Here is a 23,788-nt window from a genome sequence, read left to right on the forward strand (position 1 = left end):
TCCATCGGGCACCCGAGTACCGCAACCCCACGTGGCATCTCATGTGCCCAACCACGTCAAGTTCAGGAGACACCACTCCAGTGGCAGTCAAGATCAAGCTCAAGCGCCTCGGCAAGATTCGCCAGCCGCACTACCGCATCGTCGTCGCCGACGCCCGTACCCGTCGGGACGGTCGCGCGATCGAAGAGATCGGTATCTACCACCCGACGTACAACCCGTCGCGCATCGAGGTCAACGCCGAGCGTGCGCAGTACTGGCTGTCCGTCGGCGCCCAGCCCACCGAGGCTGTGCTCGCCATCCTGAAGCTCACCGGTGACTGGCAGGCGCACAAGGGCCTTCCGGCCCCCGCGCCGCTGCTGCAGCCGGCGACGAAGGAAAACAAGCGTCGCACCTTCGAAGAGTTCGCCAAGGCCCTCGAGGGCATCGGCGAGGGCAAGGGCGAAGCCATCACCCAGAAGGCGAAGAAGGCCGACAAGAAGGCGGACGAGGCTGAGGCCGAGACCGCCGAGTCGACCGAGGCCTGAGCATGCTCGAGGAGGCTCTTGAGCACCTCGTGAAGGGCATCGTGGACAACCCCGACGAAGTGCAGGTCGCCTCGCGCGACCTGCGCCGCGGGCAGGTGCTGGAGGTTCGGGTCCACCCCGACGACCTCGGCAAGGTGATCGGCCGCAACGGCCGCACCGCACGTGCTCTGCGTACCGTCGTGGGCGCCATCGGCGGCCGGGGGATCCGCGTCGACCTCGTCGACGTGGACCAGGTTCGCTGAGAAGTTGAATCACCGGCACGGGCCGGGGAGGGCATACGTGCCCGCCCCGGCCCGTCGTCGTCTGAACAGGAGAGACACACAGTGGAGCTGGTAGTCGCGCGGATCGGCCGCGCCCACGGGATCAAGGGTGAGGTCAGCGTAGAGGTGCGTACCGACGAGCCCGAGCAGCGGCTCGGGCCCGGTGCCGTCCTACGGACCGACCCGGCGGCGGCCGGACCGCTGACCATCGAAACGGGCCGGGTGCACAGCGGCAGGCTGATGCTGCGCTTCGCGGGGGTCAAGGACCGCACCGGCGCCGAGGCGCTGCGCAACATCCTGCTCATCGCCGACGTGGACCCGGAGGAGCTGCCGGCCGAGCCCGACGAGTACTACGACCACCAGCTGATGGACCTCGACGTGGTCCTGCAGGACGGTACGGAGATCGGCCGGATCACCGAGATCTCCCACCTGCCCACGCAGGACCTGTTCATCGTCGAGCGGCCGGACGGCACCGAGGTGATGATCCCCTTCGTCGAGGAGATCGTCGCCGAGATCGACCTCGCCGAGCAGCGCTGCGTGATCACCCCGCCGCCCGGGCTCATCGACGAGCACGAGGCGGTCGTCGTCTCGACCCGGGACGAGGACGGGGAAGACGCCTGATGCGTCTCGACGTCGTCACGATCTTCCCCGAGTACCTGGAACCGCTCAACGTCTCCCTGGTCGGCAAGGCCCGGGCGCGCGGGCAGCTCGACGTACACGTCCACGACCTGCGGGACTGGACGTACGACCGGCACAACACGGTGGACGACACCCCGTACGGCGGCGGTCCCGGCATGGTCATGAAGACCGAGCCCTGGGGCGAGGCCCTGGACGCGGCGCTGGCCGACGGCTACGAGGCGGGCGCGCACGGGCCCGTCATCGTCGTCCCCACCCCCAGCGGCCGGCCGTTCACCCAGGAACTGGCCGTCGAGCTCTCCGAGCGCCCCTGGCTGATCTTCACCCCGGCCCGGTACGAGGGCATCGACCGCCGGGTCATGGACGAGTACGCCACACGCCTCCCGGTCTACGAGGTGTCCATCGGCGACTACGTCCTGGCCGGGGGCGAGGCGGCCGTCCTGGTCGTCACCGAGGCCGTGGCCCGGCTGCTCCCCGGGGTGCTCGGCAACGCCGAATCGCACCGCGACGACTCCTTCGCGGCCGGGGACATGGCCAACCTGCTGGAGGGGCCCGTCTACACCAAGCCTCCGCAGTGGCGCGGCCACGGGATCCCGGACGTGCTGGTCAGCGGCCACCACGGCAAGATCGCCCGCTGGCGCCGCGACGAGGCCTTCCGCCGTACGGCGAGCAACCGCCCGGATCTGATCGAGCGCTGCGAGGCCTCCGCCTTCGACAAGAAGGACCGCGAGCTGCTGAGCATCCTCGGCTGGAAGCCGTCTCCCGACGGCCGATTTTGGCGCAGGCCCCAGGCCGTGGAAGAATAGGCGGCTGCTGTGTGCTCGCGTGCGCCCCTGCCACAGGGGGACAGTCGCCCGCCGAGTCCCGCAGCTCCCGAATTCTCTACGGAAACCCCGCATCGGCGGCCTGTGGCGTCATGCGAAGAAAGCAGACGAATCCCATGTCTCACCTGCTCGATGGCGTCAACGCCGCCACCCTGCGCTCGGACGTCCCGGCCTTCCGCCCGGGTGACACCGTCAACGTTCACGTCCGCGTGATCGAGGGCAACCGCTCCCGTATCCAGCAGTTCAAGGGTGTCGTCATCCGCCGTCAGGGCGCCGGCGTCTCCGAGACCTTCTCGGTCCGCAAGGTCTCCTTCAGCGTCGGCGTGGAGCGCACCTTCCCGGTCCACTCCCCGATCTTCGAGAAGATCGAGCTCGTCACCCGCGGTGACGTGCGTCGCGCCAAGCTGTACTTCCTCCGTGAGCTCCGCGGCAAGGCCGCGAAGATCAAGGAGAAGCGCGACCGCTGATCTGCTCCCGGGGTTCAGGGGAAGGCCGGATAGGCTCTCCCCCCGATGGACACCGAAGCACCTCACACGCAGCGCGGCCACTCTTCCCCCGACGAGGGGGAGGAGAGGTCGCGTTTCGTGTTTTCCGGGGCGGCCCCGGGCCCAGGCAGGTCCGGGTGGCTGACCTGGCGGCGGGCCGGGCTGCTCGGCGCGGCCTGCACCGTCTTCCTGCTGCTGCTCAGCAATTTCGTGCTCCAGCCCTTCCTGATCCCGAGCCGCTCGATGGAGCCCACGCTCGCCGTCGGCGACCGGGTCCTGGTCAACAAGCTGGCGTACCGTTTCGGCGGCCCGCCGGAGCGCGGGGACGTCGTGGTCTTCGACGGCACGGGCTCCTTCGTACGTGAGGCCCCGGCCGGGAATCCGGTCGGCGACGCCGTGCACGGCGTCGCCTCGGCGCTCGGGCTGGCCGAGCCCTCGGACACCGATTTCGTGAAGCGGGTCGTGGGCGTCGGCGGGGACGACGTGGTGTGCGACGAGAACGGCCGGATCAAGGTCAACGGGGTGCTGCTGGACGAGCCGTACCTCTTTCCCGGCGACTCGGGATCGAAAGTGCCGTTCCGTATCGTCGTGCCCCTTGGGAGCCTGTGGGTCATGGGTGATCATCGTTCCCAGTCCCGGGATTCACGGGACCACCTGGGCGAGCCGGGCGGGGGGATGGTGCCGGTGGAGAAGGTGATCGGGCGGGCCGACTGGATCGGCTGGCCGGTGTCACGCTGGGGCGGCGTTGGTTCCGTGGGCGGTGGTCGTGGGTAGCCGCGGGCGCTCGCGGGACGACCGGGACGAGGGCGCGGACGCGGAGCCGGAGCACGAAGCGGGAGCCGAGCCGGCGGAGCCGGGCGGCCGGGCCGACCGCAGGCGCCTGGCCCGCCGGGTCCGGCGCAGACGGCGTACCCGCCGGATGGGGGAGCTGCCCCTGCTGGTGGTGGTCGCGCTGTGCATCGCTCTGGTCCTCAAGACCTTCCTGGTGCAGGCCTTCTTCATCCCGTCGGGCTCCATGGAGCAGACGATCCGGATCGGCGACCGGGTCCTGGTGGACAAGCTGACCCCGTGGTTCGGCTCCAAGGTCGAGCGCGGCGAGGTCGTCGTGTTCAAGGACCCGGGAGGCTGGCTGGGCAGCGACGGCGTCCAGCCCGCGCAGGACCCGGTGGGGATCAAGCAGATCAAGCAGACCCTCACCTTCATCGGCCTGCTGCCCTCGGCGAACGAACAGGACCTGATCAAGCGGGTCATCGGCGTCGGCGGGGACACCGTGAAGTGCTGCGACGCCCGGGGCCGGGTCACCGTCAACGGATCGCCGCTCGACGAGTCGTACGTGAACCCGGGCAACGCGCCCTCCGAGATCCGCTTCGAGGTGCAGGTGCCCGTGGGCCGGCTCTTCGTCATGGGCGACCACCGTGCGAATTCCGCCGACTCCCGCTACCACCTCGACGAAGGTTTCCACGGCACGATCGACGAGAGCGGGGTGGTCGGTCAGGCCGTGGTGATCGCCTGGCCGTTCGGGCACTGGCACCGGCTGGAACAGCCCGCCACCTTCCGCATGGTTCCCGACCAGGCGCGCGGCGGCCGTCGCGCGCCCCGTAGGCGCCGGGGCGGCTCCTCATTCGCATAGTGTGTCCTTGGTCTCCCGCGCCTTCGGGAACTCCCGCTCGTTAGGGGAGGGGAGGGCCCGTGCCGCATCAGGCCCGGGCGTCGATTTCCGAACGAGGAGTGAATGTGGGGGACGTGGCGGTTGGTGCGCGGTCCGGACGCGACGAGGGCGGCGAGGAGCCGGACGACTCCGTCAAGCGCGATGCCGTGGAGAACGACGGCGACGCGATGGACGGCGCCGCGGCACGCCCGCACCGTTCGTTCTGGAAGGAGCTGCCGCTCCTGGTCGGCATCGCCCTGCTGCTCGCTCTGCTGATCAAGACCTTCCTGGTGCAGGCGTTCTCCATCCCCTCCGACTCGATGCAGAACACCCTGCAGCGAGGCGACCGGGTGCTGGTGGACAAGCTGACGCCGTGGTTCGGATCGGAGCCCGAGCGCGGTGAGGTCGTGGTCTTCCACGACCCGTCGAACTGGCTGAGCGGGGAAGCCACCCCGGACGCCAACATCGCGCAGAAGGCCCTCAGCTGGATCGGCCTCATGCCGTCCGCCGAGGAGCGGGACCTGATCAAGCGGACGATCGCCATCGGCGGTGACACGGTCGAGTGCAAGAAGGGCGGACCGGTCGTCGTCAACGGCAAGGAGCTCGACGAGCCGTACATCTTCCCGGGCAACACCCCCTGCGACGACTTCCCCTTCGGGCCGCTCACCGTGCCCAAGGGCAAGATCTGGGTGATGGGCGACCACCGGCAGAACTCGCAGGACTCCCGCTACCACCAGCAGGACTCCACCCAGGGCTTCGTGCCCGTCAGCGATGTCGTCGGACGCGCCGTGGTGGTCGCCTGGCCGATCACCCGCTGGTCCACGCTGCCGGTTCCGGAGACCTTCGACCAGCCGGGCATCGGCAACCAGACCAAGGCCACCGCGCTCGGCCTGGGAGCCGCCGGGCTGGCGCCCGTCGGGCTCGGACCGGCCGCGCTCGGCTTCGCCGGCGTCGTGCCGGTCCTGCTGTGGCGCAGGCGGAGGCTGACCGCGGGGCCTACCGGCAGGTAGGGTGCCGCCCAGGTCGACGATCTCCGAGTGTGGGGGCGCTTGCAATGGGCGGAACACGAGCAATACGAGCAGGTGACGGCGATGGCCGCGGTGCTCTCGGCAGCACACTGTCGGGAATAGCCGTGGCCATCGGCTTTGTGCTCTTCCTGGGCGGGTTCGTGTGGGGAGCCGTCGTGTACCAGCCGTACACGGTGCCGACCGACTCGATGGTGCCGACGGTGAAACCCGGAGACCGGGTACTGGCCCAGCGCATCACCGGGGGAGAGGTGCGCCGCGGGGACGTGGTGATCTTCAAGGACGAGCAGTGGAGCGATTCGCCGATGGTCAAGCGGGTCGTCGGCATCGGCGGTGACACGGTCAGGTGCTGCGGTGACGGCGGACGGCTCACCGTGAACGGCAAGGTGCTGGACGAGCCGTACATCGAGGCGGAGAAGCTCGACGTGGCCGGCGCCCCGGGCGGCTCGGCCTCCCGGACGCCGTTCGAGGTGACGGTGCCGGAGGGCAACCTCTTCCTGCTCGGTGACCGGCGCGGAGCCTCGCTGGACTCCCGGGCACACCTGGAGGAGGCCGGACAGGGCACGGTGGCCCGTTCGGCGGTGAAGGCCCGTGTCGACGCCCTCGCATGGCCTGCCATGTCGATGCTGGAACGGCCCAAGACCTACGCGGCCCTGCCCGGCGGGATCTCGACGGCGGGGCCGCTGCGGCTCCAGGTGGCCGCGGTGGCGGCCGGAGCCGCCATGGTGGTGCTCGGAGCCGCGTACGGGCCGGTCGTACGGGTTCTCGGGCGCGGGCGGCGGCGGGAGCAGGCAGATGGCCGCTGACGCGACGGGGCCTGGGGCCGGGCCGGATGGTCTGGCCGGGTCGCGTGGGCCGGCCGGGCCGCGCAAGGTGGCGCGGGTGATCCTGCTGGACCCGCAGGACAGGATCCTGCTGATGCACGGATTCGAGCCGCAAGACCCGGCGGACGACTGGTGGTTCACCCCGGGCGGCGGTCTCGAGGGGGCCGAGACCCGGGAGCAGGCCGCGCTCCGCGAGCTCGCCGAGGAGACCGGGATCACCGGCGTGCAGCTGGGGCCGGTGCTGTGGCACCGCTACTGCTCGTTCCCCTTCGACGGGCGCCGCTGGGAGCAGGACGAGTGGTACTTCCTGGCCCGGACCACACAGACGGCGACCGTGCTGGGCGGCCTCACCGAGCTGGAGCGCCGTAGCGTCTCGGGCACCAAGTGGTGGACCTCCGAGGAACTTCTTGCGGCACATGAGACGGTGTACCCGACCAGACTCGCAGAGCTGCTCCGCACGCTGCTCGACGATGGTCCCCCGGGTGCGCCCGTGAACCTGGCCCCGGAAATCGTTTAGGGGCGCACGGGCCTGGCGCACAATAGGGGGACGCACGGCTGAAGGGGAACATGCCATGAGTGCCGAGGACCTCGAGAAGTACGAGACCGAGATGGAGCTGAAGCTCTATCGCGAGTACCGCGACGTCGTCGGGCTGTTCAAGTATGTGATCGAGACCGAACGCCGTTTCTACCTCACCAACGATTACGAGATGCAAGTGCACTCGGTGCAGGGGGAGGTCTTCTTCGAGGTCTCGATGGCCGACGCGTGGGTCTGGGACATGTACCGGCCGGCTCGCTTCGTCAAGCAGGTGCGGGTACTGACCTTCAAGGACGTGAACATCGAGGAGCTCAACAAGAGCGATCTCGAGCTTCCGGGCAGCTGATTCCCTCCCCGGGGTGACGGGGTTGTCCACATCGCCCCGGTTGTCCACCAAGATCCACGAGGTGGGCGGGGACGCGGGATCGTCGGTGCCGGAGGTGGTGCCGGATGAACGCGAAGGGCGTGGCACAACAGGCATTGGGGCGGTACGGCGAAGATCTCGCGACGCGGCGGCTCACCGAGGCCGGGATGACCGTGATCGCGCGGAACTGGCGATGTCGCGGCGGGGAGATCGACATCGTCGCCCGGGACGGGGACGCCCTCGTCGTGTGCGAGGTCAAGACCCGGCGGGCGGGGGAGTTCGAGCATCCCATGGCCGCCCTGCGGCCAGCCAAGGCCGAGCGCCTGCGCAGGCTCGCCGGGCGCTGGCTGGCCGACCACGGGGGACCACCGCCGGGCGGAGTGCGCATCGACCTCGTCGGCATCCTCCTGCCGCGGCGCGGCGGGCCCGTGGTGGAGCACGTCAGGGGGGCGGCCTGATGGGGTTCGCACGGGCCTGCTCGGTCGCCCTCGTGGGCGTCGACGGCGTAGTGGTGGAGGTCCAGGCCGACCTGGAGCCCGGGGTCGCCGCCTTCGCCCTGGTGGGGCTGCCGGACAAGACCCTGGTCGAGAGCCGGGACCGGGTCCGGGCGGCCGTGGTGAACTCCGGCGCCGCCTGGCCGCAGAAGAAGCTCACCGTCGGCCTCAGCCCGGCGTCGGTCCCCAAGAGCGGCGCGGGTTTCGACCTCGCTGTGGCGGCAGCCGTCCTGGGCGCCGCGGAAGTGATCGACCCGAAGGTGATCGCCGATCTCGTCCTCATCGGGGAACTGGGCCTGGACGGCCGGGTGCGTCCCGTCCGCGGGATCCTGCCGGCGGTGCTCGCCGCCGCCGAGGCCGGGTACCGGCAGGTGGTGGTCCCGCAGCAGTGCGCTGCCGAAGCCATGCTCGTCCCGGACGTCTCCGTGCTCGGAGTGCGCAGCCTGCGGCAATTGATCGCGGTGCTCACGGACGGGGTGGTCCCCGAGGAGGATCCGCCGGATCCTCCGGGGCGTCCGGACCCGATGCTCGCCGGGCTGGTCGTCCCGGGAGCCGGACTCGGCACGGGAGTCACCCGGGCCGGCGACGGCCGGGACTTCCCGGACCTCGCCGACGTCTCCGGACAGTACGCGGCGCGCCGGGCCCTGGAGGTGGCGGCGGCCGGGGGCCACCACCTCTTCCTGAGCGGGCCCCCGGGCGCGGGCAAGACGATGCTGGCCGAGAGAATCCCCTGGATCCTGCCCCCGCTCACCCGGCAGGACTCCCTGGAGGTCACGGCCGTCCACTCGGTCGCGGGAATCCTGCCCCCGGGCGAACCGCTCGTCACCCGGCCCCCCTACTGCGCCCCGCACCACTCGGCCACCATGCAGTCCCTCGTCGGGGGCGGAGCCGGTGTGGCCAGGCCCGGAGCGGTCTCCCTGGCGCACAGGGGGGTGCTCTTCCTGGACGAAGCCGCGGAGTTCAGCACCAAGGCCCTGGACGCCCTGCGCCAGCCCCTCGAAGCGGGGCGCGTGGTCATCGCCCGGGCCGCCGGGGTGGTAAGCCTGCCGGCCCGGTTCCTGCTGGTGCTGGCGGCCAACCCCTGCCCATGCGGACGGCACACCCTGCACGGCGCCGGATGCGACTGCCCGGCCTCGGTGATCCGCCGCTACCAGGCCCGGCTGTCGGGGCCGTTGCTGGACCGGGTGGACCTGCGGGTCGTGGTCGAGCCGGTCACCCGCTCCGATCTGCTGGGGCGCGGTGGCCGCGGCGAAGCCACGGCGGTGGTCGCGGGCCGGGTCCGGGAGGCCCGGGACCGGGCGGCGGCCCGGCTCGACGGCACGCCCTGGCGACTCAACGCGGAGGTTCCCGGCCACGAGCTGCGGACCCGCTGGCCGGCCGCCCCGGGAGCGCTGGCCCAGGCGGAGCTGGACCTGGAGCGCGGCCTGCTCACCGCACGAGGGCTCGACCGGGTACTGCGAGTCGCCTGGACGGTGGCCGACTTGAGGAGCCGGGACCGCCCCGACGCCCTGGACGTCGCGGTCGCCCTCGAACTGCGCACCGGAATCGCCCGCGGAGCCACGGCGCACCTGGACGCCGCCTCATGACCGCCCCCGCCCCCGCCCCCGCGCCCGGCCCGGAGCCGGTGGCGGAGCCCGCGGACGAGGTGCTCGCCCGGGCCGCCCTCACCCGGGTCCTGGAGCCCGGGGAGGGGCACGGCGGGCGCTGGCTGCGCGCGTACGGCGCCGTCGGGCTGATACGGCTGCTGACCGGGCACGCAGCGGAGTCCGGAGTACTGCCCGGGGTCGGCGGGGAGCGGCTCGCCGGATACCGACGCAGGGCCGCACAGGCCGACCCCCGGCGGGACCTGGCGGCCGTCGCCGAGGCCGGGGGCCGCTTCGTCTGCCCCGGGTCGGCGGAGTGGCCGAGTCAGCTGGACGACCTCGGCGACGCCCGGCCCGTCGGGCTGTGGGTGCGGGGCAGGCCGAGCCTGCGGACCTGGGCACTGCGCTCGGTGGCGGTGGTCGGGGCCCGCGCTTGTACTCCGTACGGGGTGCACATGGCCCAGAGCCTGGCCGGCGCACTCGCCGAGCGCGGCTGGGTGGTCGTCTCGGGCGCCGCCTACGGGATCGACGGCGCCGCCCACCGCGGGGCCCTCGCCGCCGGCGGAGCCACGGCCGCCGTGCTGGCCTGCGGGGTGGACGTGCCATACCCGCGCGGGCACGCCGGACTGCTCGGGCGGATCGCCGCCCAGGGGCTGCTCCTCGGCGAACTGCCGCCGGGCAGCCACCCCACGCCGAGCCGGTTCGTCCTGCGCAACCGCGTCATCGCCGCCCTGACCCGGGGCACCGTCGTCGTGGAGGCGGCCCATCGCAGCGGGTCCCTGGTCACCGCCCGGCGCGCCCAGGCGCTGGGGAGGCTGACCATGGGCGTCCCCGGCCCGGCCACCAGCGGGCTCTCCGCCGGTGTGCACGAGCTGCTGCGCGGTGAAGCCTCCCTGGTCACGGACGCGGCGGAGGTCATCGAGCTGGTCGGGGGGATGGGCGAACTGGCCCCGGAGCGGCGCGGCCCCGTGATCGCCCGGGATCTGCTGGGCCCCGACGCGGTCCGGGTACTCGACGCACTCCCGGCGGGACGGCTCGCCGACCTGGAGGAGCTGGCCCTCGCGGCGGGCACGGACACCGATGAAGTCATCGGCAGACTGTACGAACTTCACTCTCTGGGGTTCGTCGAACGGCAGGGCGACGGCTGGCAGTTGACCCCGAAGCGGCCGAGAGGAGGCGCATAAACCGCAGGCACCCGGCGAGGCGGTCGCTGACCTGGGGTGTTCCGGTGAAAGAGTGAAGCCGATGAGAGACGCGGTCTTCCCGGTGGCAGCCGCCGGGACCGTGCGCCAGGCGCCGGTCCCGGGTCGCCCGCGCGAGTCGGGGCGCCTTTGCGGGCCCGCGCGATCCCGTACTCTTCGCGCACCGCGACACTTCCGTCACGCTACGCTCCCAAGGAATCCAGCTCCGGCAAAGGCGAAGCATGCCCCAGCACACCTCAGGGTCCGACCGCGCTGCGGTGCCCCCCGCTGCGCGCGGCAGCGAGCGAGCCACCGCGCCCTCGTCCCTGGAGGTGCTGTGGCGCTCGTACAAGGACTCGGGTGACGAGCGGCTGCGGGAGCAGCTGATCCTGCACTACTCGCCGCTCGTGAAGTACGTGGCGGGCCGGGTCAGCGTCGGGCTGCCGCCCAATGTGGAACAGGCCGACTTCGTCTCCTCCGGAGTCTTCGGACTGATCGACGCCATCGAGAAGTTCGACATCGAACGGTCCATCAAGTTCGAGACGTACGCGATCACCCGGATCCGGGGCGCGATGATCGACGAACTGCGGGCCCTGGACTGGATCCCGCGCTCGGTGCGGCAGAAGGCCCGCGCCGTCGAACGGGCCTACGCCACCCTCGAAGCCCAGCTCCGGCGCACCCCGACCGAGCACGAGGTCGCCAAGGAGATGGGCATCGGCGTGGAGGATCTCCACGCGGTCTTCAGCCAGTTGTCCCTCGCCAACGTGGTCGCTCTGGAAGAGCTGCTGCACGTGGGCGGGGAGGGTGACCGCCTTTCCCTGATGGACACCCTCGAGGACACCGCCGCCGACAATCCGGTGGCGGTCGCGGAGGACCGGGAACTGCGGCGGCTGCTGGCGCGGGCCATCAACACGCTGCCCGAGCGGGAGAAGACGGTGGTGACCCTCTACTACTACGAGGGCCTCACGCTCGCCGAGATCGGCAACGTCCTCGGAGTCACCGAGAGCCGCGTCAGCCAGATCCACACCAAGTCCGTCCTGCAACTGCGGGCGAAGCTGGCGGACGTCGGGCGCTGAGCGGGCGCCCGCCCTCGGGGGGCCAGGCGTGCGGGCGGGGCGGGTTGGCCGGAATGCGGCGAGCGTGCGACGGCCTTGCCGTACATCCGTAGAGTGGACGCGTGCCCAGGATTCGAGCGGCCTCCGTGGCCGAGCACCGGTCGATGCAGCGCGGGGCTCTGTTGGACGCCGCGCGTTCCCTGCTGTCCGAGGGGGGGACGGAAGCGCTGACCTTCCCCGCCCTCGCCGAGCGGACCGGCCTCGCCCGGTCCTCCGTGTACGAGTACTTCCGGTCCCGCGCGGCCGTCGTCGAAGAGCTGTGCGCGGTGGACTTCCCCGTGTGGGCGGCCGAGATCGAGGCGGCGATGTCCGCGGCGCAGGAGCCGGAGGCGAAGATCGAGGCGTATGTACGGAGCCAGTTGGGGCTGGTGGGGGACCAACGGCACCGGGCGGTGGTGGCGATCTCGGCGAGCGAGCTGGACGCCGGGGCGCGCGAGAAGATCCGCGCGGCGCACGGGAGCCTGATCGCGATGATCGTGGAGGCGCTGGCCGCGTTGGGCCAGGCCGAGCCCCGGCTGGCCGCGATGCTGCTCCAGGGCGTGGTGGACGCAGCCGTCCGGCGGATCGAGGCGGGCTCGGGGGAAGACCCCGACGTGGTCACGGACGCGGCTGTGGCGATGGCCCTGCGGGGCGTCGGGGGTTAGGACCCGGGCTCCGCTCCGGACCCCGCGCCCCGAAGAGCGCCGGTCGGGCCTCGTACCGGCAGCAGGCGGGGGGTCGGGCGGGGGAGGAGGGCCAGGGGGTTGAGGTAGGCCTTCGCGCGGAGCAGGCCCCAGTGGAGACAGGGGCCGGGGCAGTGCGGGCCGTCCGTGAGGACGGCGACCACCTGACCGGCTCTGACCTCGGCTCCCTCCGCCACCAGGGGGCGGACCGGTTCGTACGTCGTGCGCAGGCCGTTCGGAAGGGTCAGCGAGAGGACCCCGCGGCCCGCGACCCGGCCGGCGTAGTGGACCCGGCCCGGGCCGACCGCGCGCAGCTCCGCGCCCACCGGGGCCGCCAGGTCCACCCCGCGGTGGCCGGCCGCGTAAGGGGTGGGGGGCGGGTCCCACCAGCGGATCACCGTCAAGGGGGCGGGCAGCGGGCGTGCGCCCGCGGTGCTCGCGGCCCGCTGCGATTCCGGTGGTGCCGGCGGTCCCGGTGGTCCGGGTGTGGCCGGGGGCGGGCTCAGAGTGAGGCCCAGGGTCATCAGCAGGGTGAGCAGCAGTCTCGTCATGGGGGTCAGGGTCCCGCCCCGGAGCCGGCCCCGCCCGGCCCTGTGGAGGGGCGGGGGACTGTGGAAAACCGCGTCACCCGGCATACCGCCGGGTCCCGTACACTTCTTGTGGCGATCCGGGTCACCGGGTCGACTTCGCACGCCCCAGCACCGGCCTCTCAGGCCAGGTGACAGCGTCTCTCGGTCCCCTCTTCGGGGGCAGGGCGCGAACAGGGGCGTCAGGAACCAAACCGAGAAACAAGGAGATGGCCATGGCCGTCGTAACGATGCGGGAGCTGCTGGAAAGCGGCGTCCACTTCGGTCACCAGACCCGCCGTTGGAACCCGAAGATGAAGCGCTTCATCTTCACGGAGCGCAACGGCATCTACATCATCGACCTGCTGCAGTCGCTGTCGTACATCGACCGCGCCTACGAGTTCGTGAAGGAGACCGTCGCCCACGGCGGTTCCATCATGTTCGTCGGTACCAAGAAGCAGGCCCAGGAGGCCATCGCCGAGCAGGCGACGCGCGTTGGTATGCCGTACGTCAACCAGCGGTGGCTGGGTGGCATGCTCACCAACTTCTCCACCGTCTACAAGCGCCTTCAGCGTCTGAAGGAGCTTGAGGCGATCGACTTCGACGACGTCGCGGCGTCGGGTCTCACCAAGAAGGAGCTCCTGGTCCTCTCTCGCGAGAAGATCAAGCTGGAGAAGACCCTCGGTGGTATCCGCGAGATGTCGAAGGTCCCCAGCGCTGTCTGGATCGTCGACACCAAGAAGGAGCACATCGCCGTCGGTGAGGCGCGCAAGCTCCACATCCCGGTCGTCGCGATCCTCGACACCAACTGTGACCCCGACGAGGTCGACTACAAGATCCCGGGCAACGACGACGCGATCCGCTCCGTCGGTCTGCTCACCCGCGTGATCGCCGACGCCGTCGCCGAGGGCCTCATCGCCCGTTCCGGTGCCGCCACTGGCGACTCGAAGCCGGGCGAGAAGGCCGCTGCCGAGCCGCTCGCCGAGTGGGAGCGCGACCTGCTCGAGGGCGAGAAGAAGGCCGACGACGCCGAGGCCGCTCCGGCCGAGGCCGCTCCGGCCGAGGCCGCTGTCGAGACCCCCGCCGTCGAGGCTGAGGCCGCTCCGGCCGCCGACGCCGAGGCTACTCCGGCCGCCGAGGCCGAGGTTGTCGCCGAGCCCGTCGTCGAGGCTCCGGCCGCCGACGCCGAGCAGGCCTGACCCACTGAGAGCGCCCGGCGTTCACGCGCCGGGCACTCACAGCACGGACGATGACGGCGGGGGAGCCGCGCCACAAGCGCGACTCCTCCGCCGTTCACCCGTAGATCCACGACTTCGAGAGAGAATCACAGACTCATGGCGAACTACACCGCCGCTGACGTCAAGAAGCTCCGCGAGCTCACCGGCGTCGGCATGCTTGACTGCAAGAACGCGCTGGTCGAGGCCGACGGCGACGTCGACAAGGCCGTCGAGGCGCTCCGTATCAAGGGTCAGAAGGGCGTCGCCAAGCGCGAAGGCCGTTCTGCCGAGAACGGCGCCGTCGTCTCCGTCATCGCCGACGACAACACCTCCGGTGTCATCGTCGAGCTGAAGTGCGAGACGGACTTCGTCGCCAAGGGCGAGAAGTTCCTGGCCGTCACCGAGGAGCTTGCCGCGCACGTCGCCGCGACCTCCCCGGCCGACATCGAGGCGCTGCTCGCTTCCGAGATCGCCCCGGGCAAGACTGTCCAGGCGTTCGTGGACGAGGCCAACGCCAACCTCGGCGAGAAGATCGTCCTGGACCGCTTCGCGCAGTTCACCGGCGGTTACGTCTCGGCGTACATGCACCGCACGATGCCCGACCTGCCGTTCCAGATCGGCGTCCTGGTCGAGCTCGACAAGCCGAACGCCGAGGTCGCCCGCGGCGTCGCGCAGCACATCGCCGCGTTCGCGCCGAAGTGGCTCTCCAAGGACGACGTCCCGGCCGAGGTCGTCGAGTCCGAGCGCCGCGTCGCCGAAGAGGTCACCCGCGCGGAGGGCAAGCCCGAGGCTGCCCTCCCGAAGATCGTCGAGGGTCGTGTCAACGGCTTCTTCCGCGACAACACCCTGCTTGGCCAGGCCTACGCCCTGGACGCCAAGAAGTCCGTCCAGAAGGTTCTGGACGAGGCCGGTGTCACCCTGGTGCGCTTCTCGCGCATCAAGGTCGGCATCTGAGTCCGTCCGTACGCGACGGACACCGGACCCCGATAGGGTCTGAAGCAGTCGCCCGCGTTCGCGCAGGGCGACCGCAGATCTGACGAGGAGGCCATTGCCGTAGAGGGAACCGCGAGGACCCACCGGCAATGGCCTTCTTCGTATGTGCACGAGGAGATCTCCATGAATCAGGGCGTGGACACCCACACCGCTTCCGACGACAAGAGCGACCAGGACAAGAAGGGCCGCCGCTTCATGCTGAAGCTGTCGGGCGAAGCCTTCTCCGGTGGTGGAGGACTCGGCGTCGACCCCGACGTAGTCCACGCCATCGCACGCGAGATCGCCGCGGTGGTCCGCGACGGCGCGGAGATCGCCGTCGTGATCGGTGGCGGCAACTTCTTCCGCGGCGCCGAACTGCAGCAGCGCGGCATGGACCGGGCTCGGTCCGACTACATGGGCATGCTCGGCACGGTCATGAACTGCCTCGCCCTCCAGGACTTCCTGGAGAAGGAAGGCATCGACTCCCGCGTCCAGACGGCCATCACCATGGGCCAGGTCGCCGAGCCGTACATCCCGCTGCGCGCCGTGCGCCACCTGGAGAAGGGCCGTGTCGTCATCTTCGGCGCCGGCATGGGCATGCCCTACTTCTCCACCGATACCACGGCCGCCCAGCGCGCCCTGGAAATCGACGCGGAAGCCCTGCTGATGGGCAAGAACGGCGTCGACGGGGTCTACGACTCCGACCCGAAGAAGAACCCGGACGCGGTGAAGTTCGACGCGCTGGAGTACAGCGAGGTGCTGGCCCGCGACCTCAAGGTCGCCGACGCCACCGCCATCACGCTGTGCCGCGACAACAAGCTGCCGATCCTGGTCTTCGAAATGCTCGCCGAGGGCAATATCGCCCGCGCGGTCAAGGGTGAGAAGATCGGCACGCTCGTGAGCGACCAGGGCACCCGGGCCTGAGCAGGCCCCGTCCGCCTGAACCATCCATTTCTGACATGCAGGAGCACGTGGTGATCGAAGAAACCCTCCTCGAGGCCGAGGAGAAGATGGAGAAGGCCGTCGTCGTCGCCAAGGAAGACTTCGCCGCGATTCGCACCGGTCGTGCGCACCCGGCGATGTTCAACAAGATCGTGGCGGAGTACTACGGCGCCATCACGCCCATCAACCAGCTCGCCTCCTTCGCGGTGCCCGAGCCGCGCATGGCCATCGTGACGCCCTTCGACGCGTCGGCCCTGCGCAACATCGAGACGGCCATCCGCGACTCCGACCTGGGCGTCAATCCCAGCAACGACGGCCGCATCATCCGGGTGACCTTCCCCGAGCTGACGCAGGACCGCCGCAAGGAGTACATCAAGGTCGCCAAGACCAAGGCCGAGGACTCCAAGATCTCCATCCGCGCCATTCGCCGCAAGGCGAAGGACACCCTCGACAAGATGGTGAAGGACAAGGAGGCCGGCGAGGACGAGGTGCGCCGCGCCGAGAAGGAGCTCGACGACGCCACCGCGAAGTACGTCACGCAGGTGGACGAGCTGCTCAAGCACAAGGAAGCCGAGCTCCTCGAAGTCTGATGAACGACACTTCCTGGCAGCCGGAGCCGGTTCCGGCGGGTCCCGCATACGATGCGCAGGCGGGCCCGCACACTCGGCCCATGCCCATCGTGCCCGATGCCGCCGGCCGTGACTTCGACGACCGGGAAGCACGCGATCGGGGGGCCGCCGCTGACGGCGGCCCCCTCTTCCGCGCCGATACGCCGCCGCAGGAGCCCATGCCCAGCCCCCCGCCGACCCCGCCTTCGCCGGCACCGCAGGACGCCTCGCCACCGCCTCAGAAGAAGCGCGCGGGGCGGGACCTGCGTGCCGCCATAGGGGTCGGTGTGGGCCTCGGCGCGGTGATCTTCGCCTCGCTCCTCATCGTCAAGGCGGTCTTCGTCGGCGTCGTCGTCGTGGCGGTCGTCGTGGGCCTGTGGGAGCTGACCTCCCGGCTGCAGGAGAAGAAGGGCATCAAGGCCCCGCTGGTCCCGCTCGCCATCGGCGGCGCGGCCATGGTCATCGCCGGATACGTCCGCGGGGCCGAGGGCGCCTGGGTGGCCATGGCCCTGACGGTGCTGGCGGTCCTCGTCTGGCGGATGACCGAGCCGCCCGAGGACTACCTCAAGGACGTCACGGCGGGTGCATTCGCGGCGTTCTACGTGCCTTTCCTGGCCACCTTCGTCGCGATGCTCCTGACCGCCGACGACGGGCCGCAGCGGGTGATCACCTTCCTGGCCCTGACCGTGGTCAGCGACACCGGGGCCTACGCGGTGGGCTGGCGGTTCGGCAAGACCAAGCTCGCCCCGCGCATCAGCCCCGGAAAGACCCGCGAGGGGCTCTTCGGAGCGGTGGCCTTCGCGATGGCGGCCGGCGCGCTGTGCATGGAGTTCCTGATCGACGGGGGCGTCTGGTGGCAGGGCCTGGTACTCGGCTTCGCCGTCGCGGTCAGCGCCACGCTCGGCGACCTCGGTGAGTCCATGATCAAGAGGGATCTCGGGATCAAGGACATGGGAACGCTGCTGCCGGGCCACGGCGGGATCATGGACCGGCTGGACTCCCTGCTCCCGACGGCCCCGGTGGTGTGGCTGCTCCTCGCGGCCTTCGTCGGCACCGGCTGAGCCGCCCGGGTTATCCTGGAAAGCGCGCCACGGTTAAGTGGCGCGCTTTCCCCGTGTCTGCGGGGATGGACCCGTGAGCTCTCCGGGCACCGGGCGTGCCATCACGTTGACTCCGCTCGTGTGCGGAGATCGCCCGCCAAGGGTTCGTAAGACTTGAGGAGTACCACTCATGGCCCCCCGTCCTGTCCCGGGAGAGCTCACATTCGTCGCCCCTCGCGGAGTGAAGAAGCCGCCTCGGCACCTCGCCGACCTCACCCCGGAGGAGCGCCGGGAGGCGGTCGCCGCGATCGGTGAGAAGCCGTTCCGGGCCAAGCAGCTCTCGCAGCACTACTTCGCCCGGTACACGCACGACCCGGCAGAGTGGACCGACATCCCCGCCGGCTCCCGCGAGAAGCTCCAGCAGGAGCTGCTGCCGGACCTGATGAACGTCCTGCGGCACATCTCGTGCGACGACGACACCACCCGCAAGACCCTGTGGAAGCTGCACGACGGCACGCTCGTCGAGTCCGTGCTGATGCGCTACCCCGACCGGGTCACCATGTGCATCTCCTCGCAGGCCGGCTGCGGTATGAACTGCCCGTTCTGCGCCACCGGCCAGGCGGGTCTCGACCGCAACCTGTCCACCGCCGAGATCGTGCACCAGATCGTCGACGGCATGCGCGCCCTGCGCGACGGCGAGGTCCCCGGCGGTCCGGCCCGGCTGTCGAACATCGTCTTCATGGGCATGGGCGAGCCGCTCGCCAACTACAACCGGGTCGTCGGCGCCATCCGTCGCCTCACCGACCCGGAGCCCGACGGCCTGGGCCTGTCCCAGCGCGGGATCACCGTCTCCACCGTGGGCCTGGTCCCGGCGATGCTGCGCTTCGCCGACGAGGGCTTCAAGTGCCGCCTGGCCGTCTCGCTGCACGCCCCGGACGACGAGCTGCGCGACACCCTGGTCCCGGTGAACACCCGCTGGAACGTCCGCGAGGTGCTCGGCGCGGCCTGGGAGTACGCGGAGAAGTCCGGCCGTCGCATCTCCATCGAGTACGCCCTGATCCGCGACATCAACGACCAGGCCTGGCGCGGTGACCTGCTCGGCAAGCTCCTCAAGGGCAAGCGCGTGCACGTCAACCTGATCCCGCTGAACCCGACGCCGGGCTCGAAGTGGACGGCCTCGCGGCCCGAGGACGAGAAGGCCTTCGTCGACGCCATCGCCCGCCACGGAGTGCCGGTGACCGTGCGTGACACCCGCGGTCAGGAGATCGACGGCGCGTGCGGCCAGCTCGCAGCCTCGGAGCGCTGATTTTCGCCAGTTGAGGTTCGCATTCGGCCACGGGGTACCCTGTGGCCGAACCAATTTCATATTCCGACAGGGGAGCGCCACAGCGCTGAGAGTGCGGTATCCGTCACCGCAGACCCTCTGAACCTCGCCCCGGTCATTCGGGGTAGGAAGTTCGGTCACCACTCAAGCTGTTGCGCCCTGCCCGGCGTCCGCTCGACAGAGCGCCGGGCAGGGCCGCGTCTTCTCCTGGACATCCCAGGAGGAATTGACCAGTGAGCACCACCAAGAAGATCGCGGGCGCCGCGCTCGCGGCCGCGCTCGGCGTCACCACGCTCAGCGCCTGCGGCGGCGACGCCAAGGACAAGCCCGCGGGCGCGAGCGACGCCCCGAAGTCCAAGACGATCACCCTCGTCTCGCACGACTCCTTCAACGTGACCGACACGGTGCTCAAGGAGTTCGAGCAGCAGAGCGGCTACACCGTCAAGGTCCTGAAGGCGGGCGACGCGGGTGCGGCGCTCAACCAGGAGATCCTCACCAAGGGCTCCCCGCGCGGAGACGTCTTCTTCGGCGTGGACAACACGCTCCTCTCCCGCGCCCTCGACAACGGCATCTTCACGCCGTACGAGGCCAAGGGGCTGGCCGGAGTGAAGCCCGAGTTCGTGCTCGACAAGGAGCACCGGGTCACCCCGGTCGACTCCGGCGACATCTGCGTCAACTACGACAAGGCCTACTTCGCCGACAAGAAGCTGGCCCCGCCGCAGACGCTGGACGACCTGGTCAAGCCGGAGTACAAGAACCTGCTGGTCACCGAGAACGCCGCGACCTCCTCGCCCGGCCTCGGCTTCCTCCTCGCCTCCGTCGGCAAGTACGGGGACGACGGCTGGAAGGACTACTGGAGCAAGCTCAAGGCCAACGGCGTCGAGGTCGTCGACGGCTGGGAGCAGGCGTACAACGAGCGCTTCTCCGGCTCGGCCGGCGGCAAGAAGGCCAAGGGCGACCGCCCGCTGGTCGTCTCCTACGCCTCCAGCCCGCCGGTGGAGGTGCTCTACGGCGAGCCGCAGCCGGCCGAGGCCCCGACGGGCGTCTCGACGGGTACGTGCTTCCGGCAGACCGAGTTCGCGGGCCTGCTGAAGGGCGCGAAGAACGAGGAGGGCGGCAAGGCGCTCCTGGACTTCCTGATCTCCAAGAAGTTCCAGGAGGACATGCCGCTCCAGATGTTCGTGAACCCGGTCACCAAGGACGCGCGGCTGCCGGAGCTGTTCACCAAGCACGGCGTCGTGATCGAGAAGCCGGAGACGGTCACCCCGCAGGCCATCGCCAAGAACCGTGACCAGTGGGTCAAGGCGTGGTCCACCCTCGTCGTGAGGTAGGACGAGTGAGCGAGGTTCCGAAGGAGAGCGGGCGGGCCACGGTCGTCAGACTCGGTCTGATGGCCGTCCCGCTCGTCTTCTTCGGGCTGTTCTTCGCCTACCCCGTCGCCGCGATCGTCGGGCGCGGGCTGAAGACCGACACGGGCTGGCAGTTCGGCCGGATCGGCGAGGTGCTGGCCCGGCCCGACATCGGCGAAGTGCTCTGGTTCACCACCTGGCAGGCGCTCGCGTCCACGGCGCTCACGCTCCTGATCGCACTCCCCGGCGCGTACGTCTTCGCGCGCTTCGAGTTCCCCGGCAAACAGCTGCTGCGGGCGCTCGTGACGGTGCCGTTCGTGCTGCCGACGGTCGTGGTCGGCACGGCCTTCCTCGCGCTCGTCGGACGGGGCGGCCTGCTCGACGAGCTGTGGGGGATCCGTCTGGACACGACCGTCTGGGCGATCCTCCTCGCGCACGTCTTCTTCAACTACGCGGTGGTCATCCGTACGGTCGGCGGGCTCTGGGCACAGCTCGATCCACGCCAGGAGGAAGCCGCCCGGGTGCTGGGCGCCGGGCGGTTCGCCGCCTGGCGGCGCGTGACGCTGCCCGCGCTCGCCCCGGCGGTGGCCGCCGCCTCGCTGATGGTGTTCCTGTTCACCTTCTCCTCCTTCGGTGTCGTGCAGATCCTGGGCGGACCCGCCTACTCCACCCTGGAGGTGGAGGTCTACCGGCAGACCGCGCAGCTCCTGGACCTGCCGACGGCCGCCGTGCTGACGATGGTGCAGTTCGCGGCCATCGGCGCGATCCTCGGCGTGCACGCCTGGACCGTGCGCAAACGGGAGACCGCGCTGCGTCTCGTGGACCCGCGCGGCACGGCCCACCGGCCGCGCGGCTGGGCCCAGCGGGCCCTGCTCGGGGGGATGCTGCTGACGGTGGCGCTGCTGATCGTGCTCCCGCTCGGGGTGCTCGTGGAACGCTCCCTCGATGCCCCCGGCGGCTACGGATTCGGCTTCTACCGGGCGCTGCAGGAGGTCGGCGCCGGCGGCGGAACGTTCCTGGTGCCGCCGCTGGAGGCCATCTGGAACTCCCTGCAGTACGCGCTCGCCGCCACCGCCATCGCGCTGGCCATCGGCGCTCTCGCGGCCACCGCGCTGACCCGGCGGGGCGGCCGCTTCGTACGGGGCTTCGACGCCCTGCTGATGCTCCCGCTGGGGGTGTCGGCCGTGACCGTCGGCTTCGGTTTCCTCATCACCCTCGACAAGCCACCGCTGGACCTGCGGACCTCGTGGATCCTGGTGCCGCTGGCGCAGGCGCTGGTGGGCGTGCCCTTCGTCGTACGGACCATGCTGCCGGTGCTGCGCGCGGTCGACGGACGGCTGCGGGAGGCCGCCGCCGTGCTCGGCGCCTCACCGCTGAGGGCCTGGCGGGAGGTGGACCTGCCGATGGTGCGGCGGGCCCTGCTGATCGCGGCGGGCTTCGCCTTCGCCGTGTCCCTCGGGGAGTTCGGGGCGACCGTCTTCATCGCACGGCCGGACCATCCGACTCTGCCGGTCGCCGTGGCGCGGCTGCTGGGGCGGGCCGGGGAGATGAACTACGGGCAGGCGATGGCCCTGAGCACGATTCTGATGCTGGTGTGCGCGGTGTCCCTGCTGGCGCTGGAGCGACTGCGACCCGACAAGACCCCCGGAGAGTTCTGATGACACTGCTTCAGCTGGAAGAGGTGTCGGTCCGCTTCGGTGAGCGCGCGGTCGTGGACGCCGTGGACCTGGCGGTCGCCGAGCACGAGATCGTGTGCGTGCTCGGGCCGAGCGGGAGCGGCAAGTCCACCCTGCTCCGGGTGGTGGCCGGGCTCCAGCCCGTCGCCGACGGGAGAGTGCTGCTGGGCGGCGCCGACCAGGCCGCAGTGCCCGTACACCGGCGGGGGGTGGGCCTGATGTTCCAGGACCACCAGCTCTTCCCGCACCGGGACGTGGGCGGGAACGTCGCGTTCGGACTGCGGATGCGGGGCGGCTCGAAGCCGTCCTACGGGGCCAGGGTCGCCGAGTTGCTGGAACTGGTCGGGCTCCCCGGGGCGCAGGGCCGGGCGGTGGCCTCGCTGTCCGGCGGAGAGCAGCAGCGGGTCGCGCTGGCGCGGGCGCTGGCGCCTTCGCCCCGGCTGCTGATGCTGGACGAGCCGCTCGGGCAGCTGGACCGCGGGCTGCGGGAACGGCTCGTCGTGGAGCTGCGGGGGCTGTTCTCGCGACTCGGCACGACGGTGCTGGCCGTCACGCACGACCAGGGTGAGGCGTTCGCGCTGGCCGACCGGGTGGTCGTGATGCGGGACGGTCGGATCGCGCAGGCCGGGACTCCGCTGGCGGTGTGGGAGCGGCCGGCGTCGGAGTTCGTGGCGCGGTTCCTGGGCTTCGAGAACGTGGTGGACGCGGTGGTGTCGGGTGGGGCTGCCGTGACCCCGTGGGGGAAGGTCACGGTCCCCTCCGGGGCTCCGGAGGGGGAGCGGAAGCTGTTGATCCGCCCGGCGGGGGTCGTGCTGTCGCCTGGGGGGCTGGGCTGCGAGGTGGTGTCGCGGACCTTCCGGGGGACGCACGTGGCGCTGCTGCTGCGGCCCGAAGTGGGGCCGCAGCTGGAGGCGGAGTGCGGGCTGGCCGGGGCCCCCGGGGTCGGGGACCTGGTCACGGTGGCCTTCGCCCCGGCCGAGGTGGTCGTCCTCCCGGGGAAGTAGGACCGCCGCCCGCGGGGTGCCTCAGACGCCGGCCGGGCTGAGTTCCGCCGGGGTGTCCGTCCCGGCTCCGTCGTGGTTGCCGTACCAGGCGACCGCCACCGCGCCGGCCACCGCCAGGACGAAGCCGAGGACCGCGAGCCAGGCCATGCCGGGGCGGGAGGCGTCGCCCAGCCAGAGCACGCCGATCGCTCCGGGCAGGACGGTCTCGCCGACCACCAGGGCGGCGGTGGCGCCGTTCACCGAGCCGATCTGGAGCGCCACGGTGTGCAGGTACATGCCGCCGACCCCCGCCAGGACGATGGCGTACAGGGCCGGATCGGCGAGGAGCGCCGGGAACGAGAAGGGCTCGATGCCGTTGAGGATGCGGACGCCGACGCCCAGCGCGCCGAACGCCAGGCCCGACAGCAGGCCCGCCAGGATCGCGGCCCGGGCGCCGAGGAAACGTACCGCCACCGTGCCGCCCGCGATGATCAGCACGGTCACCGCCAGGAGCCACCAGTGCGTGGCGTCCGGCGCGTAGTGGCCGCCCTCGTGGCCCGCCGCCGTCGCCAGCAGGACCAGCGCCGCGCAGACGACCCCGATGGAGGTCCATTCCTTGCGGGTCAGCCGGATGCCCAGCATCTTCACGCTCAGCACGGCCGTGATGACCAGGTTGGCGCTGATGACGGTCTGGGAGAGGAAGAGGGGGAGGAGGCGGGCGGCCAGGGCGCCCAGACCGAAGCCCACGAAGTCCAGGATCGTGCCGAGGATGAACTCCCAGGTCATCGCGGCCTTCGCCGTGGAGGTGAGGTTCGGGCCGCCGTGCTGGGTGACCCCGGCGGCGGCGGGCGACATACGGGCGGCCCGCCGTGAGCCCACGGCTTGCAGGACGGATCCCGTGCCGTAGCAGATGGACGCCGCGATAGCGGTCAGCAGGCCTATGAGCACCCG

The 23,788-nt window shown here is 70.9% G+C and carries 27 protein-coding genes and 1 riboswitch; of the genes, 25 read left to right on the forward strand and 2 right to left on the reverse strand.

Annotated features, from left to right (window positions below):
* Positions 1 to 80 precede the first annotated feature (80 nt).
* The 16 genes from rpsP to OTB20_RS31010 all read left to right on the forward strand — a co-directional run bounded on the left by rpsP (position 81) and on the right by OTB20_RS31010 (position 12,142).
* On the forward strand, positions 81 to 524 hold the full coding sequence (rpsP, locus tag OTB20_RS30935; RefSeq protein ID WP_267753492.1) for a 30S ribosomal protein S16: 444 nt from the start codon (positions 81 to 83) through the stop codon (positions 522 to 524).
* Between the two features lie 2 nt (positions 525 to 526).
* Entirely contained in the window at positions 527 to 766 is a 240-nt protein-coding gene (locus tag OTB20_RS30940; protein ID WP_030708535.1) for an RNA-binding protein, read from the forward strand.
* 81 nt (positions 767 to 847) lie between these two features.
* The gene (gene rimM / locus OTB20_RS30945) at positions 848 to 1,405 is read left to right on the forward strand and encodes a ribosome maturation factor RimM (protein WP_267753489.1); all 558 of its coding nucleotides are present in this window, start codon (positions 848 to 850) and stop codon (positions 1,403 to 1,405) included.
* A complete protein-coding gene (trmD, locus tag OTB20_RS30950) occupies positions 1,405 to 2,226 on the forward strand; it encodes a tRNA (guanosine(37)-N1)-methyltransferase TrmD (protein ID WP_267822562.1) in 822 nt (273 codons plus the stop codon). Before rimM ends, trmD begins: the two co-directional genes overlap by 1 nt.
* Positions 2,227 to 2,360: 134 nt before the next feature.
* Positions 2,361 to 2,711: a 50S ribosomal protein L19 gene (gene rplS / locus OTB20_RS30955; RefSeq protein ID WP_267753487.1), complete on the forward strand. Its 351-nt coding sequence runs from the start codon at positions 2,361 to 2,363 to the stop codon at positions 2,709 to 2,711.
* 45 nt (positions 2,712 to 2,756) lie between these two features.
* A complete protein-coding gene (lepB, locus tag OTB20_RS30960; RefSeq protein ID WP_267822563.1) occupies positions 2,757 to 3,503 on the forward strand; it encodes a signal peptidase I in 747 nt (248 codons plus the stop codon).
* Positions 3,496 to 4,359, forward strand: a complete 864-nt coding sequence (gene lepB, locus OTB20_RS30965) for a signal peptidase I (protein WP_324290435.1) — start codon at positions 3,496 to 3,498, stop codon at positions 4,357 to 4,359. The genes lepB (OTB20_RS30960) and lepB (OTB20_RS30965) overlap by 8 nt, the downstream gene beginning before the upstream one ends.
* A 113-nt stretch (positions 4,360 to 4,472) precedes the next feature.
* Positions 4,473 to 5,387 (forward strand): signal peptidase I, encoded by a 915-nt coding sequence (lepB, locus tag OTB20_RS30970; RefSeq protein ID WP_267822565.1) that lies wholly within the window; start codon positions 4,473 to 4,475, stop codon positions 5,385 to 5,387.
* Between the two features lie 44 nt (positions 5,388 to 5,431).
* Positions 5,432 to 6,208, forward strand: a complete 777-nt coding sequence (lepB, locus tag OTB20_RS30975) for a signal peptidase I (RefSeq protein WP_267822567.1) — start codon at positions 5,432 to 5,434, stop codon at positions 6,206 to 6,208.
* Positions 6,198 to 6,743, forward strand: a complete 546-nt coding sequence (locus OTB20_RS30980; RefSeq protein ID WP_267822569.1) for an NUDIX hydrolase — start codon at positions 6,198 to 6,200, stop codon at positions 6,741 to 6,743. Before lepB (OTB20_RS30975) ends, OTB20_RS30980 begins: the two co-directional genes overlap by 11 nt.
* Positions 6,744 to 6,798: 55 nt before the next feature.
* Positions 6,799 to 7,107, forward strand: coding sequence for a DUF2469 domain-containing protein (locus OTB20_RS30985; protein WP_005311352.1), 309 nt, complete (start codon positions 6,799 to 6,801; stop codon positions 7,105 to 7,107).
* A gap of 104 nt (positions 7,108 to 7,211) precedes the next feature.
* On the forward strand, positions 7,212 to 7,583 hold the full coding sequence (locus OTB20_RS30990; protein ID WP_267822570.1) for a YraN family protein: 372 nt from the start codon (positions 7,212 to 7,214) through the stop codon (positions 7,581 to 7,583).
* Positions 7,583 to 9,205 carry a YifB family Mg chelatase-like AAA ATPase gene (locus OTB20_RS30995; protein WP_267822573.1) on the forward strand — a complete coding sequence of 541 codons (1,623 nt, stop codon included), beginning with the start codon at positions 7,583 to 7,585 and terminating at the stop codon, positions 9,203 to 9,205. Before OTB20_RS30990 ends, OTB20_RS30995 begins: the two co-directional genes overlap by 1 nt.
* A complete protein-coding gene (gene dprA, locus OTB20_RS31000; RefSeq protein ID WP_267822575.1) occupies positions 9,202 to 10,386 on the forward strand; it encodes a DNA-processing protein DprA in 1,185 nt (394 codons plus the stop codon). The genes OTB20_RS30995 and dprA overlap by 4 nt, the downstream gene beginning before the upstream one ends.
* 239 nt (positions 10,387 to 10,625) lie before the next feature.
* Positions 10,626 to 11,459: an RNA polymerase sigma factor WhiG gene (whiG, locus tag OTB20_RS31005; protein WP_267753442.1), complete on the forward strand. Its 834-nt coding sequence runs from the start codon at positions 10,626 to 10,628 to the stop codon at positions 11,457 to 11,459.
* A gap of 125 nt (positions 11,460 to 11,584) precedes the next feature.
* Positions 11,585 to 12,142 (forward strand): TetR/AcrR family transcriptional regulator, encoded by a 558-nt coding sequence (locus OTB20_RS31010; RefSeq protein WP_267753602.1) that lies wholly within the window; start codon positions 11,585 to 11,587, stop codon positions 12,140 to 12,142.
* On the opposite strand, the gene OTB20_RS31015 is transcribed toward OTB20_RS31010, so the two are convergent.
* Positions 12,139 to 12,711, reverse strand: a complete 573-nt coding sequence (locus OTB20_RS31015; protein ID WP_267822577.1) for a M23 family metallopeptidase — start codon at positions 12,709 to 12,711, stop codon at positions 12,139 to 12,141. The two genes, OTB20_RS31010 and OTB20_RS31015, sit on opposite strands and share 4 nt — an antisense overlap.
* A 251-nt stretch (positions 12,712 to 12,962) precedes the next feature.
* On the opposite strand from OTB20_RS31015, the gene rpsB reads away from it, so the two are divergent.
* From rpsB to OTB20_RS31060, 9 genes are all read left to right on the forward strand, one after another.
* On the forward strand, positions 12,963 to 13,925 hold the full coding sequence (gene rpsB / locus OTB20_RS31020) for a 30S ribosomal protein S2 (protein WP_267822580.1): 963 nt from the start codon (positions 12,963 to 12,965) through the stop codon (positions 13,923 to 13,925).
* A 135-nt stretch (positions 13,926 to 14,060) separates the two neighbouring features.
* On the forward strand, positions 14,061 to 14,897 hold the full coding sequence (gene tsf / locus OTB20_RS31025) for a translation elongation factor Ts (RefSeq protein WP_267753437.1): 837 nt from the start codon (positions 14,061 to 14,063) through the stop codon (positions 14,895 to 14,897).
* A 162-nt stretch (positions 14,898 to 15,059) separates the two neighbouring features.
* Positions 15,060 to 15,839, forward strand: a complete 780-nt coding sequence (gene pyrH, locus OTB20_RS31030) for a UMP kinase (protein WP_267753435.1) — start codon at positions 15,060 to 15,062, stop codon at positions 15,837 to 15,839.
* 50 nt (positions 15,840 to 15,889) lie between these two features.
* Positions 15,890 to 16,447, forward strand: a complete 558-nt coding sequence (gene frr / locus OTB20_RS31035; RefSeq protein ID WP_267753600.1) for a ribosome recycling factor — start codon at positions 15,890 to 15,892, stop codon at positions 16,445 to 16,447.
* Positions 16,447 to 17,526 (forward strand): phosphatidate cytidylyltransferase, encoded by a 1,080-nt coding sequence (locus OTB20_RS31040; RefSeq protein WP_267822582.1) that lies wholly within the window; start codon positions 16,447 to 16,449, stop codon positions 17,524 to 17,526. Before frr ends, OTB20_RS31040 begins: the two co-directional genes overlap by 1 nt.
* 169 nt (positions 17,527 to 17,695) lie before the next feature.
* On the forward strand, positions 17,696 to 18,811 hold the full coding sequence (gene rlmN / locus OTB20_RS31045) for a 23S rRNA (adenine(2503)-C(2))-methyltransferase RlmN (protein WP_267753432.1): 1,116 nt from the start codon (positions 17,696 to 17,698) through the stop codon (positions 18,809 to 18,811).
* Between the two features lie 58 nt (positions 18,812 to 18,869).
* Positions 18,870 to 18,978: riboswitch (TPP riboswitch) on the forward strand.
* 84 nt (positions 18,979 to 19,062) lie between these two features.
* The gene (locus tag OTB20_RS31050; RefSeq protein WP_267822584.1) at positions 19,063 to 20,160 is read left to right on the forward strand and encodes a thiamine ABC transporter substrate-binding protein; all 1,098 of its coding nucleotides are present in this window, start codon (positions 19,063 to 19,065) and stop codon (positions 20,158 to 20,160) included.
* Positions 20,161 to 20,219: 59 nt separating this feature from the next.
* Positions 20,220 to 21,836: an ABC transporter permease gene (locus OTB20_RS31055; RefSeq protein ID WP_267822643.1), complete on the forward strand. Its 1,617-nt coding sequence runs from the start codon at positions 20,220 to 20,222 to the stop codon at positions 21,834 to 21,836.
* On the forward strand, positions 21,836 to 22,858 hold the full coding sequence (locus OTB20_RS31060; protein WP_267822586.1) for an ABC transporter ATP-binding protein: 1,023 nt from the start codon (positions 21,836 to 21,838) through the stop codon (positions 22,856 to 22,858). The genes OTB20_RS31055 and OTB20_RS31060 overlap by 1 nt, the downstream gene beginning before the upstream one ends.
* 21 nt (positions 22,859 to 22,879) lie before the next feature.
* Here OTB20_RS31060 and OTB20_RS31065 read toward each other — a convergent pair whose 3' ends face one another.
* On the reverse strand, positions 22,880 to 23,785 hold the full coding sequence (locus OTB20_RS31065; protein ID WP_267822587.1) for a hypothetical protein: 906 nt from the start codon (positions 23,783 to 23,785) through the stop codon (positions 22,880 to 22,882).
* Positions 23,786 to 23,788: the final 3 nt, after the last annotated feature.

This window comes from Streptomyces sp. H27-H1, assembly GCF_026627445.1.
Taxonomy (GTDB): Bacteria; Actinomycetota; Actinomycetes; order Streptomycetales; family Streptomycetaceae; genus Streptomyces.

What these genes read in the sequence shown, in the direction of transcription:
- OTB20_RS30940 (WP_030708535.1), top strand. Translation starts at nt 527, where the DNA reads ATGCTCGAGGAGGCTCTTGAGCACCTCGTGAAGGGCATCGTGGACAAC.
- trmD (WP_267822562.1), top strand. Translation starts at nt 1,405, where the DNA reads ATGCGTCTCGACGTCGTCACGATCTTCCCCGAGTACCTGGAACCGCTC.
- rplS (WP_267753487.1), top strand. Translation starts at nt 2,361, where the DNA reads ATGTCTCACCTGCTCGATGGCGTCAACGCCGCCACCCTGCGCTCGGAC.
- lepB (WP_267822563.1), top strand. Translation starts at nt 2,757, where the DNA reads ATGGACACCGAAGCACCTCACACGCAGCGCGGCCACTCTTCCCCCGAC.
- lepB (WP_267822567.1), top strand. Translation starts at nt 5,432, where the DNA reads ATGGGCGGAACACGAGCAATACGAGCAGGTGACGGCGATGGCCGCGGT.
- OTB20_RS30980 (WP_267822569.1), top strand. Translation starts at nt 6,198, where the DNA reads ATGGCCGCTGACGCGACGGGGCCTGGGGCCGGGCCGGATGGTCTGGCC.
- OTB20_RS30985 (WP_005311352.1), top strand. Translation starts at nt 6,799, where the DNA reads ATGAGTGCCGAGGACCTCGAGAAGTACGAGACCGAGATGGAGCTGAAG.
- OTB20_RS30990 (WP_267822570.1), top strand. Translation starts at nt 7,212, where the DNA reads ATGAACGCGAAGGGCGTGGCACAACAGGCATTGGGGCGGTACGGCGAA.
- OTB20_RS30995 (WP_267822573.1), top strand. Translation starts at nt 7,583, where the DNA reads ATGGGGTTCGCACGGGCCTGCTCGGTCGCCCTCGTGGGCGTCGACGGC.
- dprA (WP_267822575.1), top strand. Translation starts at nt 9,202, where the DNA reads ATGACCGCCCCCGCCCCCGCCCCCGCGCCCGGCCCGGAGCCGGTGGCG.
- whiG (WP_267753442.1), top strand. Translation starts at nt 10,626, where the DNA reads ATGCCCCAGCACACCTCAGGGTCCGACCGCGCTGCGGTGCCCCCCGCT.
- OTB20_RS31015 (WP_267822577.1), bottom strand. Translation starts at nt 12,711, where the DNA reads ATGACGAGACTGCTGCTCACCCTGCTGATGACCCTGGGCCTCACTCTG.
- rpsB (WP_267822580.1), top strand. Translation starts at nt 12,963, where the DNA reads ATGGCCGTCGTAACGATGCGGGAGCTGCTGGAAAGCGGCGTCCACTTC.
- tsf (WP_267753437.1), top strand. Translation starts at nt 14,061, where the DNA reads ATGGCGAACTACACCGCCGCTGACGTCAAGAAGCTCCGCGAGCTCACC.
- pyrH (WP_267753435.1), top strand. Translation starts at nt 15,060, where the DNA reads ATGAATCAGGGCGTGGACACCCACACCGCTTCCGACGACAAGAGCGAC.
- OTB20_RS31040 (WP_267822582.1), top strand. Translation starts at nt 16,447, where the DNA reads ATGAACGACACTTCCTGGCAGCCGGAGCCGGTTCCGGCGGGTCCCGCA.
- rlmN (WP_267753432.1), top strand. Translation starts at nt 17,696, where the DNA reads ATGGCCCCCCGTCCTGTCCCGGGAGAGCTCACATTCGTCGCCCCTCGC.
- OTB20_RS31055 (WP_267822643.1), top strand. Translation starts at nt 20,220, where the DNA reads ATGGCCGTCCCGCTCGTCTTCTTCGGGCTGTTCTTCGCCTACCCCGTC.
- OTB20_RS31060 (WP_267822586.1), top strand. Translation starts at nt 21,836, where the DNA reads ATGACACTGCTTCAGCTGGAAGAGGTGTCGGTCCGCTTCGGTGAGCGC.